Here is an 18,539-nt window from a genome sequence, read left to right as displayed (position 1 = left end):
GACTTTGAAGAATGAGTCCTGAAGCGCTTAGTGAACTGATTTCCGCAATTGCACACGACCTCGCCGCAGCCGGTACCGCCGGCGAGCTGACCGACGACCTGATTCCCCCGATCGAAAAGATCACCGTCATGCGCCCGAAGGATCGCGCGCACGGCGACTGGGCCAGCAACATCGCCATGCAGCTGGCCAAGAAGGCCGGCATGAAGCCCCGCGATCTGGCCGAACTGTTTGTCCCCGAACTCGAGAAGAACACGGGCATCAAGTCCGTGGAGATCGCGGGCCCAGGCTTCATCAACATCACGCTTGATTCCGCCTCCGCCGCCGGCGTGGTCGACACCGTGCTCGAGCAGGGTGCCGACTTTGGCCGCAATGAGCATCTGGCCGGCAAGACCCTCAACCTTGAGTTCGTTTCCGCCAACCCCACGGGCCCGATCCACATCGGCGGCACCCGCTGGGCGGCCGTCGGCGACTCCATGGCCCGTGTGCTCGAAGCCAACGGCGCCAAGGTGGTGCGTGAATACTACTTCAATGATCACGGCGAGCAGATCAACCGCTTCGCCCGTTCCCTCGTGGCGGCGGCCCACGGCGAGGAGACCCCGGCCGACGGCTACAAGGGTGCCTACATCGACGAGATCGCCCAGCGTGTGATCGACGAGGCCAAGGCCGACGGCGTGGACGTGCTCGACCTGCCGCGCGTGACCGCCGAGGACGGCTCCGAGGGCGATTCCGTGCAGCGCGAGGAGTTCCGCAAGCGCGCCGTGCCGATGATGTTCGCCGAGATCAAGGATTCCATGAAGGAATTCCGCGTGGACTTCGACGTATGGTTCCACGAGAACAGCCTGTACATCGACGGCGAGGTGGAGAAGGCCATCGCCGAACTGCGCGAGCGCGGCGACATCTATGAGAAGGACGGTGCCACCTGGTTCGCGTCCACCAAGCACGGTGACGACAAGGACCGCGTGATCATCAAGTCCGACGGCAACGCCGCGTACTTCGCTGCCGACATCGCCTACTACCGCAACAAGCGTCACCGCATCCTCAACCCGGCCGACGTGGCCATCTACATGCTCGGTGCCGATCATCACGGCTACATCGGCCGCATGATGGCCATGTGCGCCGCGTTCGGTGACGAGCCGGGCGTGAACATGCAGATCCTCATCGGTCAGCTGGTCAACGTGATGAAGGATGGCAAGCCCGTGCGTATGTCCAAGCGCGCCGGCAACGTCGTGACGCTCGACGACCTCGTGGAGGCCGTGGGCGTGGACGCCGCCCGCTACTCGTTGGCCCGTACCGACTACAACCAGAGCGTGGACATCGACCTCGACCTGCTCGCCAGCCACACCAACGAGAACCCGGTGTACTACGTGCAGTACGCGCACGCCCGCAGCTGCAACGTGGACCGCAACGCGGCAGCCGCCGGCGTGACCACCGAGGGTGCCGACCTATCCCTGCTCGACACCGAGGCCGACGGCGACCTGATCGCCGCGCTCGCCCAGTACCCGAGCATGGTCGCCACCGCCGGCGACGGTCGCGCGCCGCACCGCGTAGCCCACTATCTCGAGGATCTGGCCGGCCGCTACCACAAGTGGTATGCCGCCGAGCGCGTGGCCCCGATGGCCCTGACCGACGCCGAGCAGCGTCTGCCGGAAGCTGAGCGCGCCACCCTTGAGATCGCCAAGAATCCGGAGCCAGCCCGCGCAGCCGCCCGACTGCGTCTCAACGACGCCGCTCGTCAGGTGATCGCCAACGGTCTTGATCTCCTCGGCGTCACTGCTCCGGACAAGATGTGATCCCGACTGGAACCGCACTCGAATCTGGGTATAACCGGACCGAAGTCTGGGTATAACCGGACTCCAAAATCTGACTCTGGGTATAACCATGTCACGAAGCCGGCAACAAGTCGGTCCTCATGACACGGATATACCCAGAGTCGTTGATATGGGTCGGTTTGACCCAGAGATATTGGCCGGGATACACCCAGAATCATTGGTATGAACCGGCTGATCTGGACGATGGTCACGGGAATGCCGACGACTCTGGCAGAATGTGAACCGTATTGCGCATGCGGACATGCGCACCGGCACGAATCATGAATGGAGAGACGATGAGCGGAAAGACTGCGGAACAGGACGTTGCACTCGGCACGGGCATCACGCCGATCTGGCCGGCGGCCACCACGATCAACGACGACGGGGCCATCGAATTCCACGGCCGTACCGCAGCATCACTACTCGACGAGTTCGGTTCCCCGCTCTACCTGATCGACACCGACGAGGTCGCCGCCCGCGCCCGATACTTCGTACGCGCGGCCGCCGACGCCTTCAACAACTCCACCACGCACGTCAGCTTCGCCGGCAAGGCGTTCCTCTCCAAGCGCGTGGTACGCGAGGTCATCAACGCCGGCATGCTCGTCGACACCTGCACCATGGGCGAGATGCGTATCGCGCTCGCCGCCGGTGCCCCCGGCCGTCGCCTCGTACTGCACGGCAACAACAAATCCGACGCCGAAATCGAACTGGCCGTGGAGAACGGGTTCGCCAAGATCGTCATCGACTCGGCCGACGAGCCCGAGCGCATCGCCCGCATCGCCCACCGACTCGGCAAGCGGGCCAAGGTGATGCTGCGCGTCACCTCCGGCATCCACGCCGGCGGCCACGAATACATCTCCACCGCGCACGAGGACCAGAAGTTCGGCGTGCCGCTGCTGCCCGCCGGCGCGGACACCTCGGCGCTCGGCGTACTTGACGACCTTGGCGACGTGACCCCCGCCGCCACGAACGCCCGCATGTCCGCAGGCACTGCCGATCAGTCCGCGCAGTCCACCGAATCCGCGCAACCGGCCGCCGCCGCGAGCAAGCCCCGAGAACTGCGCTACGACGTCAAATACCCCTATGATCTGAGCCACGAAGAGGTCTCCGACGCCGACAAGGCACTCGCCGCCGCCATGACCACCGTGGCCGACGGTCCCGCGCTCGCCGTGCTCAAGGACATCCTCGCCCATGCCGAGGATCTGGAACTCGTGGGCATCCACTCGCACATCGGCTCGAACATCCACGACGCCGACGCGTTCATCCAGGCCGCACGGCGCATGATGCTGCTGCGCAAGACGTTCTACGCCACCGACGCCTACACGCTGCCCGAGGTCGATCTCGGTGGCGGTTACTCCGTGGCCTACACCGATGGCGAGGATTCCATGGACGTGCGCGTGGAGCTCAGCCGTCTGGCCGATGCGGTGGTCGCGATCAACCGCGCCCTCGGCATGCCCGCGCCGTCGATCAGCTTCGAGCCCGGCCGCTGGATCGTGGCCCCCGCCGGCGTGACCCTGTATCGCGTGGGTACGGTCAAGCCCGTGCGGCTCGCTGACGCCAAGGATTCCGCTGGCAATCCGATCCACGAGCGCGTGTACGTGTCCGTCGACGGCGGCATGAGCGACAACATCCGTCCGGCGCTGTACGGTGCTGACTACACGGCTCGACTCGCCAACCGAGCCGGATCCGACGAGACCATGCTCGCCCGTGTGGTGGGCATGCACTGCGAGTCCGGCGACATCGTGGTGCACGAGGTGCGTCTGCCCGCCGACACGCATCGCGGCGACATCCTCGCCGTGCCGGTCACCGGCGCGTATGGCCGTACGATGGCCAGCAACTACAATCAGGCGCTGATCCCCGCGGTGGTGGGCATCGGCGAGTCCGGTGCCAGCGTGATGATCCGCCGCCAGACCGTGGAGGACCTGCTGGATCTGGATCAGGACTGACCAGGACTGATCGGACTGACCGGGTCTGACTGGATCTGATCAGGCCTGATTCGGCCCAACCCGCCCTCCGTATTTCCCTCCAACCGGACGTTGGCCGCCGCTGTCGCTTTGCACCCTTAGGATTGGATAGGTTGTATCTGTTCAAACGGCGGACAACGCCCGGTTGGGAAGGACAAGACAAATGGCACACACTGCGCATGCTGCAGAAAACGCTACGACCCCGATTCGCGTAGCGCTGTTGGGCGCGGGTACGGTCGGTTCGGCCACCGCCCGACTGATCGTCGAGCAGAACGAAGAGCTCGCCCAGCGCATCGGCCGTCCGCTGGAACTGGTCGGCGTGGCTTGCCTGAACCCGGACGAAGTGAACGTGCCGTGGATCGACAAATCCCTGCTCACCACCGACACCGCCGACCTGTGCACCAAGGCCGACATCGTGATCGAGCTGATCGGCGGCACCACCGCCGCGCACACCTTCGTAATGAAGGCCATCGAATCCGGTGCCTCCGTGGTCACCGCCAACAAGGCCCTCATCGCCAAGTACGGCCCGGAGATCTACGCCGCAGCCGAGGCCAAGGGCGTGGACTTCTACTTCGAGGCCGCCGTGGCCGGTGCCATCCCGATCGTCCGCCCGCTGCGCGAATCCATGGTGGGCGACAAGATCACCAGCATCATGGGCATCGTCAACGGCACCACCAACTACATTCTTGATGAAATGACCACCAAGGGCCTTGACTTCGACGTGGCTCTCAAGGACGCACAGGCCAAGGGCTACGCCGAGGCCGATCCGACCGGTGACATCGAGGGCGAGGATGCCGCGAACAAGGCGGCCATCATGGCCTCGCTCGCATTCCACACCGACGTGCGCATCAGCGACGTGAACGTGGAAGGCATCACCAAGATCACCGCCGACGACATCGCCGCAGCCACCGCGGAGAACAAGGTCATCAAGCTGCTGGCCGTGTGCGAGAACACCGAGGCCGGCATCTCCGCCCGCGTCTACCCGGCGCTGATCCCGAACGAGCACCCGCTGGCCAGCGTGCGTGGCAGCTTCAACGCCGTGTTCGTCAAGGCCGAGGCCGCCGACGATCTCATGTTCTATGGTCGTGGCGCCGGCGGCGATCCCACCGCCTCCGCTGTGGTGGGCGACGTGGTCACCGAGGCCCGTCACATCACCCACGGCTGTGTCGGCCCGTCCATCCCCATGTACGCCGACCTGCCCAAGGCCCCGCTCAACGCTTCGCGTTCCGCGTTCGCCGTGCGCTTCGTGATCCACGACAAGCCGGGCACGCTGGCCGCCATCGCCGAGGAGTTCGCCAAGCGCGGCCTGTCGATCAACGGCGTGAATCAGGATCTCAAGCCCACCCTGCACGAACCGGGATACAGCGGCGAACTGCAGCAGCTGCGTCTGGTCACCCACCTGTGCGATGAGGTGACGCTGCGCGAGGCCGTGGACGCCGTGACCAAGCTCGACTTCGTCACCGGTGAGGCCACCATCCTGCGCGTGATGGACTGATCGTCCGGCGCGGTTTACAAGATTTGCAGAATTCGCAAGGTTTGTAAGGGTCTGTAAGGAGCATTATGAAGTTCGCCGCCGATGCCGTGCGTGTAACCGTTCCCGCCACCAGTGCCAATCTGGGTCCCGGTTTTGACGCCGTGGGTCTGGCGTTGGATGTGCGTGACGAGCTGACGTTCACACTGTCGCCGTCGCTGGAATCGTCGATCGAAATCCACGGTGAGGGGGAGAACACGCTGCCGCGCGACGAGTCGCATCTGGTGATGCGCACGTTCCGCCGCACGCTTGACGAACTCGGTCTGCCGCAGGCCGGCGTGAAGCTGGTCGCCAACAACACCATTCCGCAGGAGCGTGGCATGGGGTCGTCCGCCGAGGCGATCGTGGCCGGCGTGTCCGCGGCCGTGGCGTTCGCCGGCTATGGCGACGAGGAGCGTGACTTCATCTTCGATCTGGCCGCGCACATCGAAGGCCATCCGGACAACGTGGCTCCGGCCGTGTACGGCGGCATGACCGTCTCCTGGGACTTTGAGCCCAAGACCGAGGTGCCGCTCGTCGACGCGCCGAACGCCAAGCCGTCGGGCGTGGTGCCGGTGGAGGCGGATCGTGCGATCTTCCCCGATGCGACCGAACCGTTCAAGGGCGGCTATCACACCGTGAACTATCCGGTGGGTGAGAAGATCAACGCGTGGGTGTTCGTGCCGGACTTCAAGCTCTCCACCGAGGAGGCGCGCAAGGCGTTGCCGTACGAGGTGCCGCGTGCCGACGCCCTGTTCAACGTGTCGCGCGTGGCCCTGCTGCCCGCGGCGTTGAGCGGCGTCTCCGGCCGCGACACGAATTCGCTGCTGTTCAGCGCCACCGGCGACACGCTTCATCAGCATTACCGCAGCTCACTGATGCCGAGCTCGTGGGAGCTGATGACCTTCCTGCGTGCGCATGGCTATGCGTCCACGATCTCCGGTGCGGGCCCCTGCGTGCTCGTGCTGCATGAGGGCGACGCCACCGAGGCCATCACCGATCTGATTCACGATCAGTGGCTGGCCGGTGGTCGCTGGCGCATGCTGCACCCGGCGATCGACCGCAAGGGCGTGCAGTTCGGCCCTATGGAGCTGTAGCGGTCCGCGACGGTGCGCAGGGATGGCCAGATGGACGTCCGTTTTCCGCGGCGGGCCATCTTGGCGATCCGATGATCCGATGACTTTGTGATGTGTTGTTCTTGACGAGCCCTTGACCGGCATGTCCGGTCGGGGCTCCCCGTATCTTCTGGAAAGTTGGTGTCTGTTGTCGATTCCAGTGATTCTCGCGTCCCAGTCCAAGGCGCGACGTGATGTGTTGTTCCACGCGGGTATCCGTCCGACGATCCGCGTGTCCCATGTGGACGAGGCCGCGGTGATCGTGAACACGGCCGCGCAGCAGGGGATCGACCCGGACTCCATGACCACAAAGGAACGGGTGCCGCTGCTGGCTCGCGCCAAAGCGGCCGCCGTGTACCGCGATTACATCGCCATCTCCGCCGCCGCGGTCGCCGCAGTGGGGGAGGAGCATGTCTCGCGTCCGCTGACCGACGGGTTCGGCAGCATCGCGTCCGTCATGCCGATCCATGACGCGATCGACGCCGAGGAGGGCATGGCTAATCGTGCCGTCGGTCCGCTGATCATCGGCTGCGACTCCATGTTCGAGCTTGACGGCGTGCCCTACGGCAAGCCGCACACCGTGGCGCACGCGCGCGAACGGCTGGCGCTCATGCGCGGACGCACCGGCACGCTGTGGACCGGCCATTGCGTGATCGACGCGGCCACCGGTTCCATGATCAGCCGTGCCAGCCACGCCGAGGTCACGTTCGCGAACTATTCCGACGATGACATCGAACGTTATATCGCTACCGGAGAGCCGCTGGAAGTGGCGGGATCGTTCACGCTTGACGGCTTCGGCGGCGCGTTCATCGACGGCATCCAAGGGGATCCGAGCGGCATCATCGGCCTGAGCCTGCCGCTTACCCGCCAGCTGGTGGAGGAACTTGGCATCAGCTGGACCGACCTGTGGAACCTCGATCGCGACGAGCAGCAGGGCACCGGCTATGGCAGCGGCAAGGCCGTGGACCCCAAGGCGCCGCGCGACAATGTGAACCAGCCCGGTGACGGGTTCATCGACTGCGCGTGCGGGCACAAGCATTGGGGTCTGAACGGCGCCTCCGGCGTGCTGCTGTGCCGCCGCGACCCCGAGTCCGGTGAGATCACCGACGTGCTGATGCAGCATCGTGCGCTGTGGAGCGCGGAAGGCGGCACCTGGGGCATTCCGGGCGGTGCCACGGCCGATGGCGAGAGCTCGCTCGAGGGCGCGCTGCGCGAGAGCTTCGAGGAGGCGAACATCCATCCCGAGGACATCGCCGTGGTCGGATCCTATGTGGAGGACCATGGCCCGTGGAGCTACACCACGGTGTTCGCATTCGAAAAGCCCGGCCATACGGTGGAGCCGCGTGCGAACGACGACGAGAGTCTGGAGATCGCATGGGTGCCGTTCGACAAGGTCGGTTCGCTCAAACTGCTCACCGCCATGCAGACCGACTGGCCGCGCTTCGAGGAGCGCCTCCGCCAGATCGCCGCCGACTACGAGCAGTAGTTCACCCATGACTGCAATACCGAGGTCGCTGCCCAAGGCGGTGCTGTGGGATCTGGACGGTACGCTGGTGAACTCCGATCCGCTGTGGACAGCGGCGGAGCGCGAATGCGTGACCTCACACGGCGGAACCTGGACGGACGCCATCGCCGATTCGTTGGCGGGCGCGTCGCTGACCACCTGCGCACAGGTGCTGCGCAACGCCGGCGTGCCGCTAGCCGACGACGAGATTATCCCCGAACTTGTGCACAGCGTTGTGCGTAAGTATGGGGATAGCGTGCCATGGGTGTCGGGAGCGGTGGAGCTGCTGGCCGCATTCCGCGATGCCGGCGTGCCCTCGGTGCTGGTCACCGGGTCGCCTCGCGTGCTGGCGGAGCGTGTGCTGGCTGCGGCTCCGGAAGGGGCCTTCCTCGGCTGCGTGACCGGTGACGACGACGTGCGCGACAAGCCGGACCCCGAACCATACGTGCGCGGGGCATCACTTGCCAACGCCGAACCGGGGGAGTGTGTGGCATTTGAGGATTCCGCCACGGGTCTCGCCTCCGCGATCGCCTCGGGAGCCTGTGCGGTGGCAGTACGCGCCCACGCCCGCAACCCGATTCCCGACGCGCCCGATCATCTCACCATCGGATCGCTCGCCGACGTGACGGTCCGTGCGAATCGATATGCGGATCGATTGACGCTGACGGTCAGCTCAACACCGCGGCGATGATCGCAATGAAGATCGGGCTCGTCATCGTGGACAGCAGAATGCCGTCGCGCGCGAACGTCAGACCCACGTTGTACCGGGCCGCATAGTTGTACACGTTCTGACCGGTCGGCAATGCGGCAAGCACCACGCACGCATACAGCGTGGGGCCGCGGAATCCCATCACAAAATACGCGAGCAGGAACGCGATGATCGGCATCACGATGTTCTTCAGAATCGCCACGGTGAAGATCGCCGGACGATCGCCCTTCTGCTGCAGCGGCTTCGTGCCATGCAGCGACATGCCGAACGCCATCAGAATCATCGGCACCGCGGAGTCGCCGATCATATCGATCGGATCGAACAGATAGTTCGGCAGGAACCATCCGGTCTTCGCATGCACGGCCGACAGTGCGATACCCAACAGCGAACCGATGAGCAGCGGCTGATGCAGCGGCTGCTTGGCGATCTCCTTGATCGACACCTTGCCCTTGGTCGTCACGTCCAGCACCGTAAGGCCCACCGGCGTGAACACGGCCTGTTGCATGACCAGAATCGGTGCCACCAGCGCGGGATTGCCCAGAATATACGTGGCGATCGGCAGGCCGATGTTATTCGAATTCAAATACAGGGAGTTCAGCGCGCCGATCGTCGCGTCGGCCGCGCCGAGATGGAAGAACAACCGGTTGAGCACGATGAAGATCACGCCCACCAGCGCCGCCGAGAAGAACGCCACGATGATCGACGAATGGAAGATCTCGAAAATCGGTTCCTTCGACAGGATCGCGAACATCAGACACGGGCTGGACACGAAGAAGCTGAACCGATTCAACACCATCTGCGCCTGCGGTCCGCCGATGCGCATACGTGCGGCCACATATCCCACGGCGATCACGATGCCGATGACACAGAAACCCTCCATGGCGCTCAGCAAGCCCGGCATGATACTCCCCTCGATCGGTAACGCGTCAATACTGCCACATCTTCCGTACTAGGGGCTATATGTTTCGCAGTGTGGTCCGTGTACGGGTCGTATTGGTTCGTATGATTCATCGGCGCGCACGGTCTGAGTGATCTCTTGACGACGAATGTGATCTGTACCTCGTTGTGGCGTATATCACTTTTTCGTTGTCGGTGAACGCGGGCGGCGAGCGTCGACATTGCCGATCGCCTAGTGTTGCCTTGATTTGGTGAATCCATATATAGTGACGACACGCTGATTTGACGACTATATGTAGTGGTTTGAGTGGTCTGATGGTGATGTAGTCTTGGTGAACGCAAGCTATCGCGGTCCGGAAAAAACGGTCCGCACGCAGGATTCGGACGCCGTCCCGCACGCCCACGCCAACCGTGGAACGACGACGTCCGCAGTCGACCAAAACGGAGGATTCCATGCCCATCACGGTATTCACCAAACCGCATTGCCCGCAGTGCGACGCCACCAAGCGCCAGTTCGACAAGCTCGGACTGTCGTACGAAACCGTGGACCTGAGCGAGAACCCGTCGACCCTGGAACAGCTGCATCAGGCCGGATTCCGACAGGCTCCCGTCGTGATCACCCCCACCGACTCGTGGAGCGGATACCGCCCCGACCTCATCCGCGCCTACGCGAAACAAGCGATGGTCCACGCATGAGCGGAGCCGGCGGCGCAGTCGTCTACTTCTCATCCGCATCCGGCAACACCACACGATTCATCGAAGGATGCCGGCTCGACGAGCTCGGCATCGCCACCTACCGCATCCCATTGCGCGCCAACGAGCCCGCGCTTGCCGTCCGGGAGCCCTACGTGCTGATCGTGCCCACATACGGCGGGGGAGACGTGCGCAAGGCCGTGCCGATCCAGGTAAAGAAATTCCTCAACGATCCCGACAACCGCAGCTGGATCCGAGGCGTGATCGCCTCCGGTAACACCAACTTCGGCGAGGCCTACGCGGCCGCCGGTCGCATCGTGGCCGCCAAATGCCAGGTGCCACTGCTCTTCACCTTCGAACTCATGGGCACGCCGGAAGACATGACGAAAACGCGCGACGGACTCGCTCGGTTCTTCTCCGGCCGTGCCGACGGCAATTCGTGACCCCGCCCCCCTCCCAAAAAAAGATCGCAATTCCGATACCTCTGACGCCACTCCCGATACCAAGGACCGCACCACCATGACCACCTACGATCCCTCCACGGACTACCACGCGCTCAACGCGCAGCTCAACCTCTACGACGCCGACGGCAACATCCAGTTCAACAAGGACAAGGAAGCCGAGCGCGCGTTCGCCGCATCCGAAGTCGAAGCGCACACCCGCCGATTCGCATCCACCCGCGAGCGCCTCGAATATCTCATCGCCAACGACTACTACGACGCCGACGTATTCGACCGCTACACCCCCGAATTCCTCGACGCCATCTACGACCGTGCTGCCTCCGTCGGATTCGAATTCGAAACCTTCCTCGGCGCATTCAAGTTCTACCGCTCCTACGCCCTGAAGTCCTTCGACGGCAAGGAGTACCTCGAAGACTTCCCGCAGCGCTGCGTCGCCGTGGCCCTCAGCCTCGCCGCCGGCGACGAATCGGCCGCCAACGCCTACCTCGACGAAATGCTGTCCGGCCGTCTCCAGCCCGCCACCCCCACCTTCCTCAACCTCGGCAAAGCCCAGCGCGGCGAACCCGTCAGCTGCTTCCTCGTCCGCATCGAGGACAACATGGAATCGATCTCCCGAGGCATCAACGCGGCCCTCCAGCTCAGCAAGCGTGGCGGTGGCGTCGCCCTGCTGCTCAGCAACCTGCGCGAGCTCGGCGCCCCGATCAAGCACATCGAAAACCAGTCCAGCGGCGTGGTCCCCGTCATGAAGCTCCTCGAAGACAGCTTCTCCTACGCCAACCAGCTCGGCGCACGACAGGGCGCGGGCGCAGTGTACCTGAGCGCGCACCACCCCGACATCCTGCGCTTCCTCGACACCAAGCGCGAGAACGCCGACGAGAAGATCCGCATCAAATCCCTCGCCCTCGGCGTCGTCGTCCCCGACATTACCTTCGAGCTCGCCAAACGCAAGGAACAGATGGCCCTGTTCAGCCCCTACGACGTTGAACGCGTCACCGGCAAGCCGTTCGCCGACATCTCCATCACCGACAACTACGACGCGCTCGTCGCCGACGATCGCATCCGCAAGACCTACATCGACGCCAGAAAGTTCTTCACCACCCTCGCCGAACTCCAATTCGAATCCGGCTACCCCTACATCGTGTTCGAAGACACCGTCAACCGCGCCAACCCCATCGACGGTCGCGTCACCATGTCCAACCTGTGCTCCGAAATCCTCCAGGTCCAGGAGCCCAGCACCTACAACGACGACCTCAGCTACTCCCACATCGGCCGCGACATCTCCTGCAACCTCGGCTCCCTCAACATCGCCAAGGCCATGGACGGCGGACTCGTCACCAGCGTCGAAACCGCCGTACGCGCCCTCACCGCCGTCGCCGAACACACCAGCATCGACTCCGTCCCCTCCATCCGCCGCGCCAACGAGGAAGGCCATGCCATAGGCCTCGGCCAGATGAACCTCCACGGCTTCCTCGCCCGCGAAGGCATTGAATACGGCAGCGACGACGCCCTCGACTTCACCGACGTCTACTTCATGACCGTCGCCTACCACGCCTACCGCGCCTCCCACGCGCTCGCCGTCGAACGCGGCCGTGCCTTCGTCGGCTTCGAACGCTCCGCCTACGCCAAGCCCGCCGGTCACGGCAACTACTTCGACAAGTACACCGGCCTCGGCGCCTACTCCGACGGACACTACATCCCCGGTCCCAAAACCGATCGCATCCGCTCCCTGTTCGCGCAGTACGGCATCGCCATCCCCACCTCCGACGACTGGGCCGCCCTCCGCGACCAGATCCTCGCCGACGGCATCTACAACCAGAACCTCCAGGCCGTCCCACCCACCGGCTCCATCTCCTACATCAACCACAGCACCTCCTCCATCCACCCTATCGTCTCCACCATCGAAATCCGCAAGGAAGGCAAACTCGGCCGCGTCTACTACCCGGCCCCCTACATGACCAACCACAACCTTTCTCTCTTCCGCGACGCCTACACCATCGGCTGGAAAGCCATCATCGACACCTACGCCGCCGCCACCCCCCACGTCGACCAAGGCCTCTCCCTCACCCTCTTCTTCCCCGACACCGCCACCACCCGCGACGTCAACAAAGCCCAGATCTACGCCTGGCGCAAAGGCATCAAGACCCTCTACTACATCCGCATTCGTCAGAAGGCGCTGACGGGCACCGAAGTCTCCGACTGCGTGTCCTGCACCCTCTGACGGTGCGTCGTCTGCGTTGCTCCAGACTCGACGTACTGTTGTACGCCTTCGTCTGGTGCGCCTTGACGCCGCACTCGTCAGAGGGTGCAGGACCTGCGGTCCGGGGAGGTGCGTCGTCTGCGTTGCTCCAGACTCGACGTACCTTTGTACGCCTTCGTCTGGTGCGCCTTGACGCCGCACTCGTCAGAGGGTGCAGGACCTGCGGTCGGGGGAAGGGCGTCGTGATGGCGCGTTGCGCGTCACGGGGGCGGGGCTGCGGGGGAGTGGCGGACGAGCAGACGTATGTACGACGTATATAAAAAGGAGAAGAACAATATGTCACCGATGATTTATCGCGCGATTCTGCGCCTTACCGCACCGGAAGAATTCAACGACCAGAACAACGACAAGGAGAACTGACATGGCACCGATCTCCGTACCGCGCAAGCCGCTCAAACTCATCGACCGCGTCAGCGCGATCAACTGGAACCGACTCGAAGACGACAAGGATCTCGAGGTGTGGGACCGACTCACCGGCAACTTCTGGCTGCCCGAAAAGGTCCCCGTCTCCAATGACATCCCCAGCTGGCAGTCCATGAGCGAGGAGGAACACACACTCACCATGCGCGTGTTCACCGGACTCACCCTACTCGACACCATTCAGGGCACCGTCGGCGCCGTCTCCCTCATCCCCGACGCGCTCACCCCCCACGAGGAAGCCGTCTACACCAACATCGCGTTCATGGAATCCGTGCACGCCAAGTCGTACTCCAGCATCTTCTCCACGCTCTGCTCCACCGAGCAGATCGACGAGGCATTCGCATGGAGCGAGGAAAACGAATACCTCCAGCGCAAGGCCCAGATCGTACTCGACTACTACGAAGGCGACAGCCCCCTCAAGCGCAAAGTGGCCTCCACGCTGCTCGAATCATTCCTCTTCTACTCCGGCTTCTACCTGCCGATGTACTTCTCCAGCCACGCGAAGCTCACCAACACCGCCGACGTGATCCGACTGATCATCCGCGACGAAGCCGTACACGGCTACTACATCGGCTACAAATACCAGCGCGGACTCGAACGCGTCGGCGACGCCAAGCGCGAGGAGCTGCGCGAATACACGTACGAACTGCTCAACGAGCTCTACGACAACGAAGTGGAATACACCGAATCCCTGTACTCCGGCGTAGGCCTGGTGGACGACGTGGAGAAATTCCTGCGCTACAACGGCAACAAGGCGCTCATGAACCTCGGATACCCCGCGCTGTTCCCCGCCGAGGCCTGCGACGTCAACCCAGCGATCATCGCCTCGCTGTCGCCCAACGCCGACGAAAACCACGACTTCTTCTCCGGCTCCGGATCGTCATACGTGATGGGCAAGGCCGAAGACACCGACGACGAGGACTGGGATTTCTGACCGTTCCGATCGGGTACACGGACGATCGGATGCCCGGCGATCGTCGAATCCGCACGCGGGCAGCAACGTTGTTGTTGTCTGTTGTCGTTGTTGTCTGTTGTCGTCGTCCGTCATGCGTTGTCGTCGTCGTTGCCGTACGTTGCCATCCTGACTATGGAGAATTATGAAGGGGGCATGCGTGCGGCATGCCGACGGCGGAGGCGGAAACCACGGATGTCGGGTAGTATTGCGGAAAGGCTGTGAACGCTCACTGTTCGCGTGTATCCGCATGGTCGGCAATGAATGACCGTTCATGACTATTCCGTGTTGTGCGCCGAAACGGCTTTTTGTATGTGCCGTGATAGTGAGGTGTTGTCAGCATGGCGGGTAAGCGCGTTTCCATTTTCGAGGTCGCCAAGGCGGCGGGAGTGTCACATCAGACGGTCTCCCGTGTGATCAATCATTCCCCAAACGTGTCGCCGGCCACCCGCGCCAAAGTGCAGGCGGCCATCGACCGCATGGGATACCGGCCATCAAGCGCCGCCCGCGCGCTCGCCACGCAACGCACCAGAACGATCGCGCTGATCGCCGGCGGCGTCAGCTACTTCGGACCGCTCGCCACCATCGCGTCGATCGAGGGCATGGCCCGCAAGCACGATCTCTACGTGTCCATCTCCATTCTCAACGACCACGAATACACGCAGGACGCCTTCGAACAGGTGGCCGACGCATGCCTTGAACAGGGCGTGGAGGCGTTCGTATTCGTGGCTCCCACCGAACCGATGGTCCAGGCGGCGCTCGGAGCCCGCATCAAAGTGCCCCGCGTGCTGCTCACCTCATCGCACGGCGACGCCGATATCGAAAGCGCCATAGCCAAAAGCCACAACATTGCGTGCCTGGGCATCGATCAGTGGGGAGCTATGCGCACCATCGCCAAGCATCTCTCCGCGCTCGGCCACACCAACGCCCTGTATCTCGCCGGACCGTTCGACTGGCGTGACGCCACGACCCGCCGCGACGCGTGGGAGCACGAATCCAAGGCCGAGGGCATCGAATCCACTGTGATCAACGTGGACAGCTGGTCGGGGGAGGACGCCTATCAGCGTATGATCGCCTACCTCAACGCGCTCGCCGATCCCAAGGCCGATCTGCCCACCGCCATCGTGACCGCCAACGACATGCAGGCGCTCGGCGTGCGTCGTGCGCTCTACGATCGTGGATTCTACGTGCCGCGCGATGTGAGCCTGGTCGGATTCGACGACATGCCTGGCGTGGACAACGCCATCCCGCCGCTGACCACGATCTCCCCGGACTTTCCGAACCTTGGCGTGGTAGCCATGGGTACCGTGCTCTCGATGATGGGAGGCGGTGAGAGCACCCTGGATCTGCCTCTGCGTCACGGTGTGGGTGTGATCGGCGCGCCGCTTGTGGTTCGTGAGTCCACGGCGGCTCCCGCGGTTCGATGATCATGTCGTCGACGTGTTGTCGATGTGTTGTCGGTATGTCGGCGATGTGTTGTCGATGATCAGCTCCGATTTTCATGATGATTCCTTCGATTGATTCGTGATTCGTGATTCGGTGTGACGGACCTTGCCGGGCCGGTGCCTTATGCGCCGGCCTTTGCCGTTTTCATGGTCTGATCCGGCGGAAAAATATCCGCAAATTTACCTCCGCTCAGCTTGCGTGGCGGGCTGTCGCCGCGCTACACTGAAACTAGTTATGTGAGCGTTCACATGAAGAGTGCCACATACCGGGGTCGCGGATTTGTCCCAGACCCTGTTTGACTTTGCGGCGCAACGACGGCGTTGGTAACCATCGGCGGCGTAAACCGTCACCAAGGATCGACCATAAGGAGTACACGAATGACCGATGTATCCGAGAGCGACATCTCCGCGATCGTAGAAAAGATTCGAGCCGGCAAGACCTCGCTGGGCATCGAGTTCGGTTCCACACGCATCAAGGCGGTGCTGATCGACGACAACTACAAGACCATCGCGTCCGGCGACTACCAGTGGGCCAGCCACCTCGAGGACGGCCTGTGGAGCTACTCGCAGGAAGAGATCTGGAAGGGTCTGCAGAGCGCCTACGGTGCCATGGCATGGGATGTGAGCCAGGCCTACGGTGTGAAGCTCACCCGCATCGGCCACATCGGCTTCTCCGCCATGATGCACGGCTACCTCGCCTTCGACAAGAACGGCGAACTGCTTGTTCCGTTCCGCACCTGGCAGAACACCAACACCCACGAAGCCCACCTCAAGCTCTCCGACCTGTTCCAGTACAACATCCCCGAACGCTGGAGCATCGCGCACCTGTACCAGGCCGTGCTCAACAAGGAAGAGCACGTGGACAAGGTCGCGTTCTTCACCACCCTCGCCGGCTACGTGCACTGGAAGCTCACCGGCAAGAAGGTCATCGGCGTGGGCGACGCCTCCGGCATGTTCCCCATCGACCCCAAGACCCACACCTGGGAGAAGGACCTGCTCGCCAAGTTCTCCGCCCTGCCCGAAGTCGCGGCCCAGCCCTGGAAGATCGAGGACCTGCTCCCCGAACCGCTCGTCGCCGGCACCCCGGCCGGTGAGCTCACCCCCGAAGGCGCCAAGCTGCTTGACCCGTCCGGCGACCTCCAGCCGGGCATCGTCCTCGCCCCGCCGGAAGGCGACGCCGGCACCGGCATGGTCGCCACCAACTCCGTGCGCGTCCGCACCGGCAACGTCTCCGCCGGAACCTCCATCTTCGCCATGGTCGTGCTTGAGAAGAAGCTCGCCCGTCTGCACCCCGAAGTGGATCTCGTTACCACTCCGGCCGGTGATCTCGCCGGCATGAGCCACGCCAACAACTTCACCTCCGATCTCAACGCATGGGTCGGTCTGTTCGGCGAATTCGCCAAGGCCATCGATCAGCCGGTCAACACCGGTGCCCTGTACGGCACGCTGTTCCGTCTCGCCATCAGCGATCAGGCCGACTCCAACGCCGGTGGCTTGCTGAACTACCCGTTCCGCTCCGGCGAATTCCTCGCCGGCCTCGAAGAAGGCCGCCCGCTGTTCGCTCGTAGCCCCGAGGCCCACATGAACCTCGCCAACTTCATGCGCGCCCAGCTGTTCAGCGCCTTCAGCCCCGTCAAGATCGGCATGGACGTCATGACCAAGGATGAGGAAGTCAAGATCGACTCCCTCGTCGGCCACGGCGGCATCTTCACCACCCCGAAGGTGGCCCAGAAGATCCTCGCCGCCGCGTTCAACACCCCGATCAAGGTCATGTCCACCGCAGCCGAAGGCGGCGCTTGGGGTATGGCCGTGCTCGCCGACTACCTGTGGCACACCCCGTGGCCGCTGGCCGACTACCTCGATCAGCGTGTCTTCAAGGACGCACAGTCCACCACCGAAACCCCGGATCCGAAGGACGTCGAAGGCTTCGAAAACTTCTTCGCCCGCTTCCAGGCCGGTCTCGCGATCGAGAAGAGCGCTGTGCGCAACATCGATCTCGAAAGCAAGTAAACCCACAATCACGAATCATGTAATCGGCTCCCTCGCCGGGGGAGCCACAATATTTGATCAAATCGAAAGGAATGAGTTATGGCTACTTTGGCTGATTTTGGTCCTGAGGTGCGTGCCGAGGTCAAGCAGGTGCGTGAGGTGGTGTCCGTGTTGCATCAGCAGTTGATCAAGTGGAATCTGGTGGTGTGGACGGCGGGTAACGTGTCGCAGCGTCTGCATACGGCGGATCTGTTCGTGATCAAGCCGTCGGGCGTGCGTTATGAGAACCTGACGCCGAACTCGATGGTCGTGGTGGATCTGGACGGCAACGTGGTCGACGGCACCGAGGCCCCCTCCTCGGATACGGCGTCGCATGCGTACATCTACCGTCATATGCCGGACGTGTATGGCGTGGTGCACACGCATTCGACGTATGCGACGGCGTGGGCGGCGACGGGTCAGAACATCCCGTGCGGGCTGACGATGATGGGTGACGAGTTCGGTGGCCCGGTGCCGGTGGGCCCGTTCCGTCTGATCGGTTCGGAGGCGATCGGCGAGGGCGTGGTCGAGACGCTGAGGAAGTATCCGAAGTCTCCGGCGGTGCTGATGCAGAACCATGGCCCGTTCACGATCGGCAGGGACGCGGAGGGCGCGGTGAAGGCCGCGGCGATGACCGAGGAGGTCGCGCATACGATGTGGGCGGCCCGTCAGCTGGGCGAGATCATCGAGATCGATCAGGCGGACATCGACAAGCTCAACGACCGCTACCAGAACGTGTACGGCCAGCACTGACGTGCCGGGGCGCCTCCCGCGTT

14 protein-coding genes are annotated in these 18,539 nt (G+C 63.4%); 13 read left to right on the top strand and 1 reads right to left on the bottom strand.

Annotated elements, in window-relative coordinates; all coding sequences use genetic code 11:
* Positions 1-11: 11 nt before the first annotated feature.
* From argS to BTIS_RS00045, 6 genes are all read left to right on the top strand, one after another.
* Entirely contained in the window at positions 12-1,790 is a 1,779-nt protein-coding gene (gene argS, locus BTIS_RS00070) for an arginine--tRNA ligase (protein WP_094661630.1), read from the top strand.
* Between the two features lie 314 nt (positions 1,791-2,104).
* Positions 2,105-3,754: a diaminopimelate decarboxylase family protein gene (locus tag BTIS_RS00065; protein WP_094661629.1), complete on the top strand. Its 1,650-nt coding sequence runs from the start codon at positions 2,105-2,107 to the stop codon at positions 3,752-3,754.
* A gap of 181 nt (positions 3,755-3,935) precedes the next feature.
* Positions 3,936-5,267: a homoserine dehydrogenase gene (locus tag BTIS_RS00060; RefSeq protein WP_094661628.1), complete on the top strand. Its 1,332-nt coding sequence runs from the start codon at positions 3,936-3,938 to the stop codon at positions 5,265-5,267.
* A 65-nt stretch (positions 5,268-5,332) separates the two neighbouring features.
* Complete coding sequence (gene thrB / locus BTIS_RS00055; RefSeq protein ID WP_094661627.1) at positions 5,333-6,379, top strand: homoserine kinase; 1,047 nt, start codon at positions 5,333-5,335, stop codon at positions 6,377-6,379.
* Positions 6,380-6,545: 166 nt separating this feature from the next.
* Complete coding sequence (locus BTIS_RS00050; RefSeq protein WP_094661766.1) at positions 6,546-7,883, top strand: Maf family protein; 1,338 nt, start codon at positions 6,546-6,548, stop codon at positions 7,881-7,883.
* Positions 7,884-7,890: 7 nt separating this feature from the next.
* Positions 7,891-8,592, top strand: coding sequence for an HAD family hydrolase (locus BTIS_RS00045; protein WP_094661626.1), 702 nt, complete (start codon positions 7,891-7,893; stop codon positions 8,590-8,592).
* On the opposite strand, the gene BTIS_RS00040 is transcribed toward BTIS_RS00045, so the two are convergent.
* Positions 8,570-9,511, bottom strand: a complete 942-nt coding sequence (locus BTIS_RS00040) for an AEC family transporter (RefSeq protein ID WP_094661625.1) — start codon at positions 9,509-9,511, stop codon at positions 8,570-8,572. The genes BTIS_RS00045 and BTIS_RS00040 overlap by 23 nt on opposite strands.
* Positions 9,512-9,960: 449 nt before the next feature.
* Here BTIS_RS00040 and BTIS_RS00035 point away from each other — a divergent pair, with 449 nt between their 5' ends.
* From BTIS_RS00035 to BTIS_RS00005, 7 genes are all read left to right on the top strand, one after another.
* Positions 9,961-10,203, top strand: a complete 243-nt coding sequence (locus BTIS_RS00035; protein WP_094661765.1) for a glutaredoxin family protein — start codon at positions 9,961-9,963, stop codon at positions 10,201-10,203.
* Complete coding sequence (gene nrdI / locus BTIS_RS00030; RefSeq protein WP_094661624.1) at positions 10,200-10,643, top strand: class Ib ribonucleoside-diphosphate reductase assembly flavoprotein NrdI; 444 nt, start codon at positions 10,200-10,202, stop codon at positions 10,641-10,643. Before BTIS_RS00035 ends, nrdI begins: the two co-directional genes overlap by 4 nt.
* Before the next feature lie 76 nt (positions 10,644-10,719).
* A complete protein-coding gene (gene nrdE / locus BTIS_RS00025; RefSeq protein ID WP_094661623.1) occupies positions 10,720-12,879 on the top strand; it encodes a class 1b ribonucleoside-diphosphate reductase subunit alpha in 2,160 nt (719 codons plus the stop codon).
* A gap of 400 nt (positions 12,880-13,279) precedes the next feature.
* Positions 13,280-14,272, top strand: coding sequence for a class 1b ribonucleoside-diphosphate reductase subunit beta (gene nrdF, locus BTIS_RS00020; RefSeq protein WP_094661622.1), 993 nt, complete (start codon positions 13,280-13,282; stop codon positions 14,270-14,272).
* A 359-nt stretch (positions 14,273-14,631) separates the two neighbouring features.
* A complete protein-coding gene (locus BTIS_RS00015; protein ID WP_094661621.1) occupies positions 14,632-15,717 on the top strand; it encodes a LacI family DNA-binding transcriptional regulator in 1,086 nt (361 codons plus the stop codon).
* Positions 15,718-16,113: 396 nt separating this feature from the next.
* On the top strand, positions 16,114-17,745 hold the full coding sequence (locus BTIS_RS00010) for a xylulokinase (RefSeq protein WP_094661620.1): 1,632 nt from the start codon (positions 16,114-16,116) through the stop codon (positions 17,743-17,745).
* 78 nt (positions 17,746-17,823) lie between these two features.
* Entirely contained in the window at positions 17,824-18,516 is a 693-nt protein-coding gene (locus BTIS_RS00005) for an L-ribulose-5-phosphate 4-epimerase (RefSeq protein WP_094661619.1), read from the top strand.
* The last annotated feature ends 23 nt before the right edge of the window (positions 18,517-18,539 follow it).

It is taken from the genome of Bifidobacterium tissieri, assembly GCF_002259645.1.
Classification (GTDB): Bacteria; Actinomycetota; Actinomycetes; order Actinomycetales; family Bifidobacteriaceae; genus Galliscardovia; species Galliscardovia tissieri.
The sequence above is the reverse complement of the archived record's forward strand: the minus strand, read 5'-3'. Positions and strand labels throughout refer to the sequence as shown.

Excerpts from the sequence above, each read along its gene's own strand:
- argS (WP_094661630.1), top strand. The coding sequence starts at position 12 with ATGAGTCCTGAAGCGCTTAGTGAACTGATTTCCGCAATTGCACACGAC.
- BTIS_RS00065 (WP_094661629.1), top strand. The coding sequence starts at position 2,105 with ATGAGCGGAAAGACTGCGGAACAGGACGTTGCACTCGGCACGGGCATC.
- BTIS_RS00060 (WP_094661628.1), top strand. The coding sequence starts at position 3,936 with ATGGCACACACTGCGCATGCTGCAGAAAACGCTACGACCCCGATTCGC.
- thrB (WP_094661627.1), top strand. The coding sequence starts at position 5,333 with ATGAAGTTCGCCGCCGATGCCGTGCGTGTAACCGTTCCCGCCACCAGT.
- BTIS_RS00045 (WP_094661626.1), top strand. The coding sequence starts at position 7,891 with ATGACTGCAATACCGAGGTCGCTGCCCAAGGCGGTGCTGTGGGATCTG.
- BTIS_RS00040 (WP_094661625.1), bottom strand. The coding sequence starts at position 9,511 with ATGCCGGGCTTGCTGAGCGCCATGGAGGGTTTCTGTGTCATCGGCATC.
- BTIS_RS00035 (WP_094661765.1), top strand. The coding sequence starts at position 9,961 with ATGCCCATCACGGTATTCACCAAACCGCATTGCCCGCAGTGCGACGCC.
- nrdI (WP_094661624.1), top strand. The coding sequence starts at position 10,200 with ATGAGCGGAGCCGGCGGCGCAGTCGTCTACTTCTCATCCGCATCCGGC.
- nrdE (WP_094661623.1), top strand. The coding sequence starts at position 10,720 with ATGACCACCTACGATCCCTCCACGGACTACCACGCGCTCAACGCGCAG.
- nrdF (WP_094661622.1), top strand. The coding sequence starts at position 13,280 with ATGGCACCGATCTCCGTACCGCGCAAGCCGCTCAAACTCATCGACCGC.
- BTIS_RS00015 (WP_094661621.1), top strand. The coding sequence starts at position 14,632 with ATGGCGGGTAAGCGCGTTTCCATTTTCGAGGTCGCCAAGGCGGCGGGA.
- BTIS_RS00010 (WP_094661620.1), top strand. The coding sequence starts at position 16,114 with ATGACCGATGTATCCGAGAGCGACATCTCCGCGATCGTAGAAAAGATT.
- BTIS_RS00005 (WP_094661619.1), top strand. The coding sequence starts at position 17,824 with ATGGCTACTTTGGCTGATTTTGGTCCTGAGGTGCGTGCCGAGGTCAAG.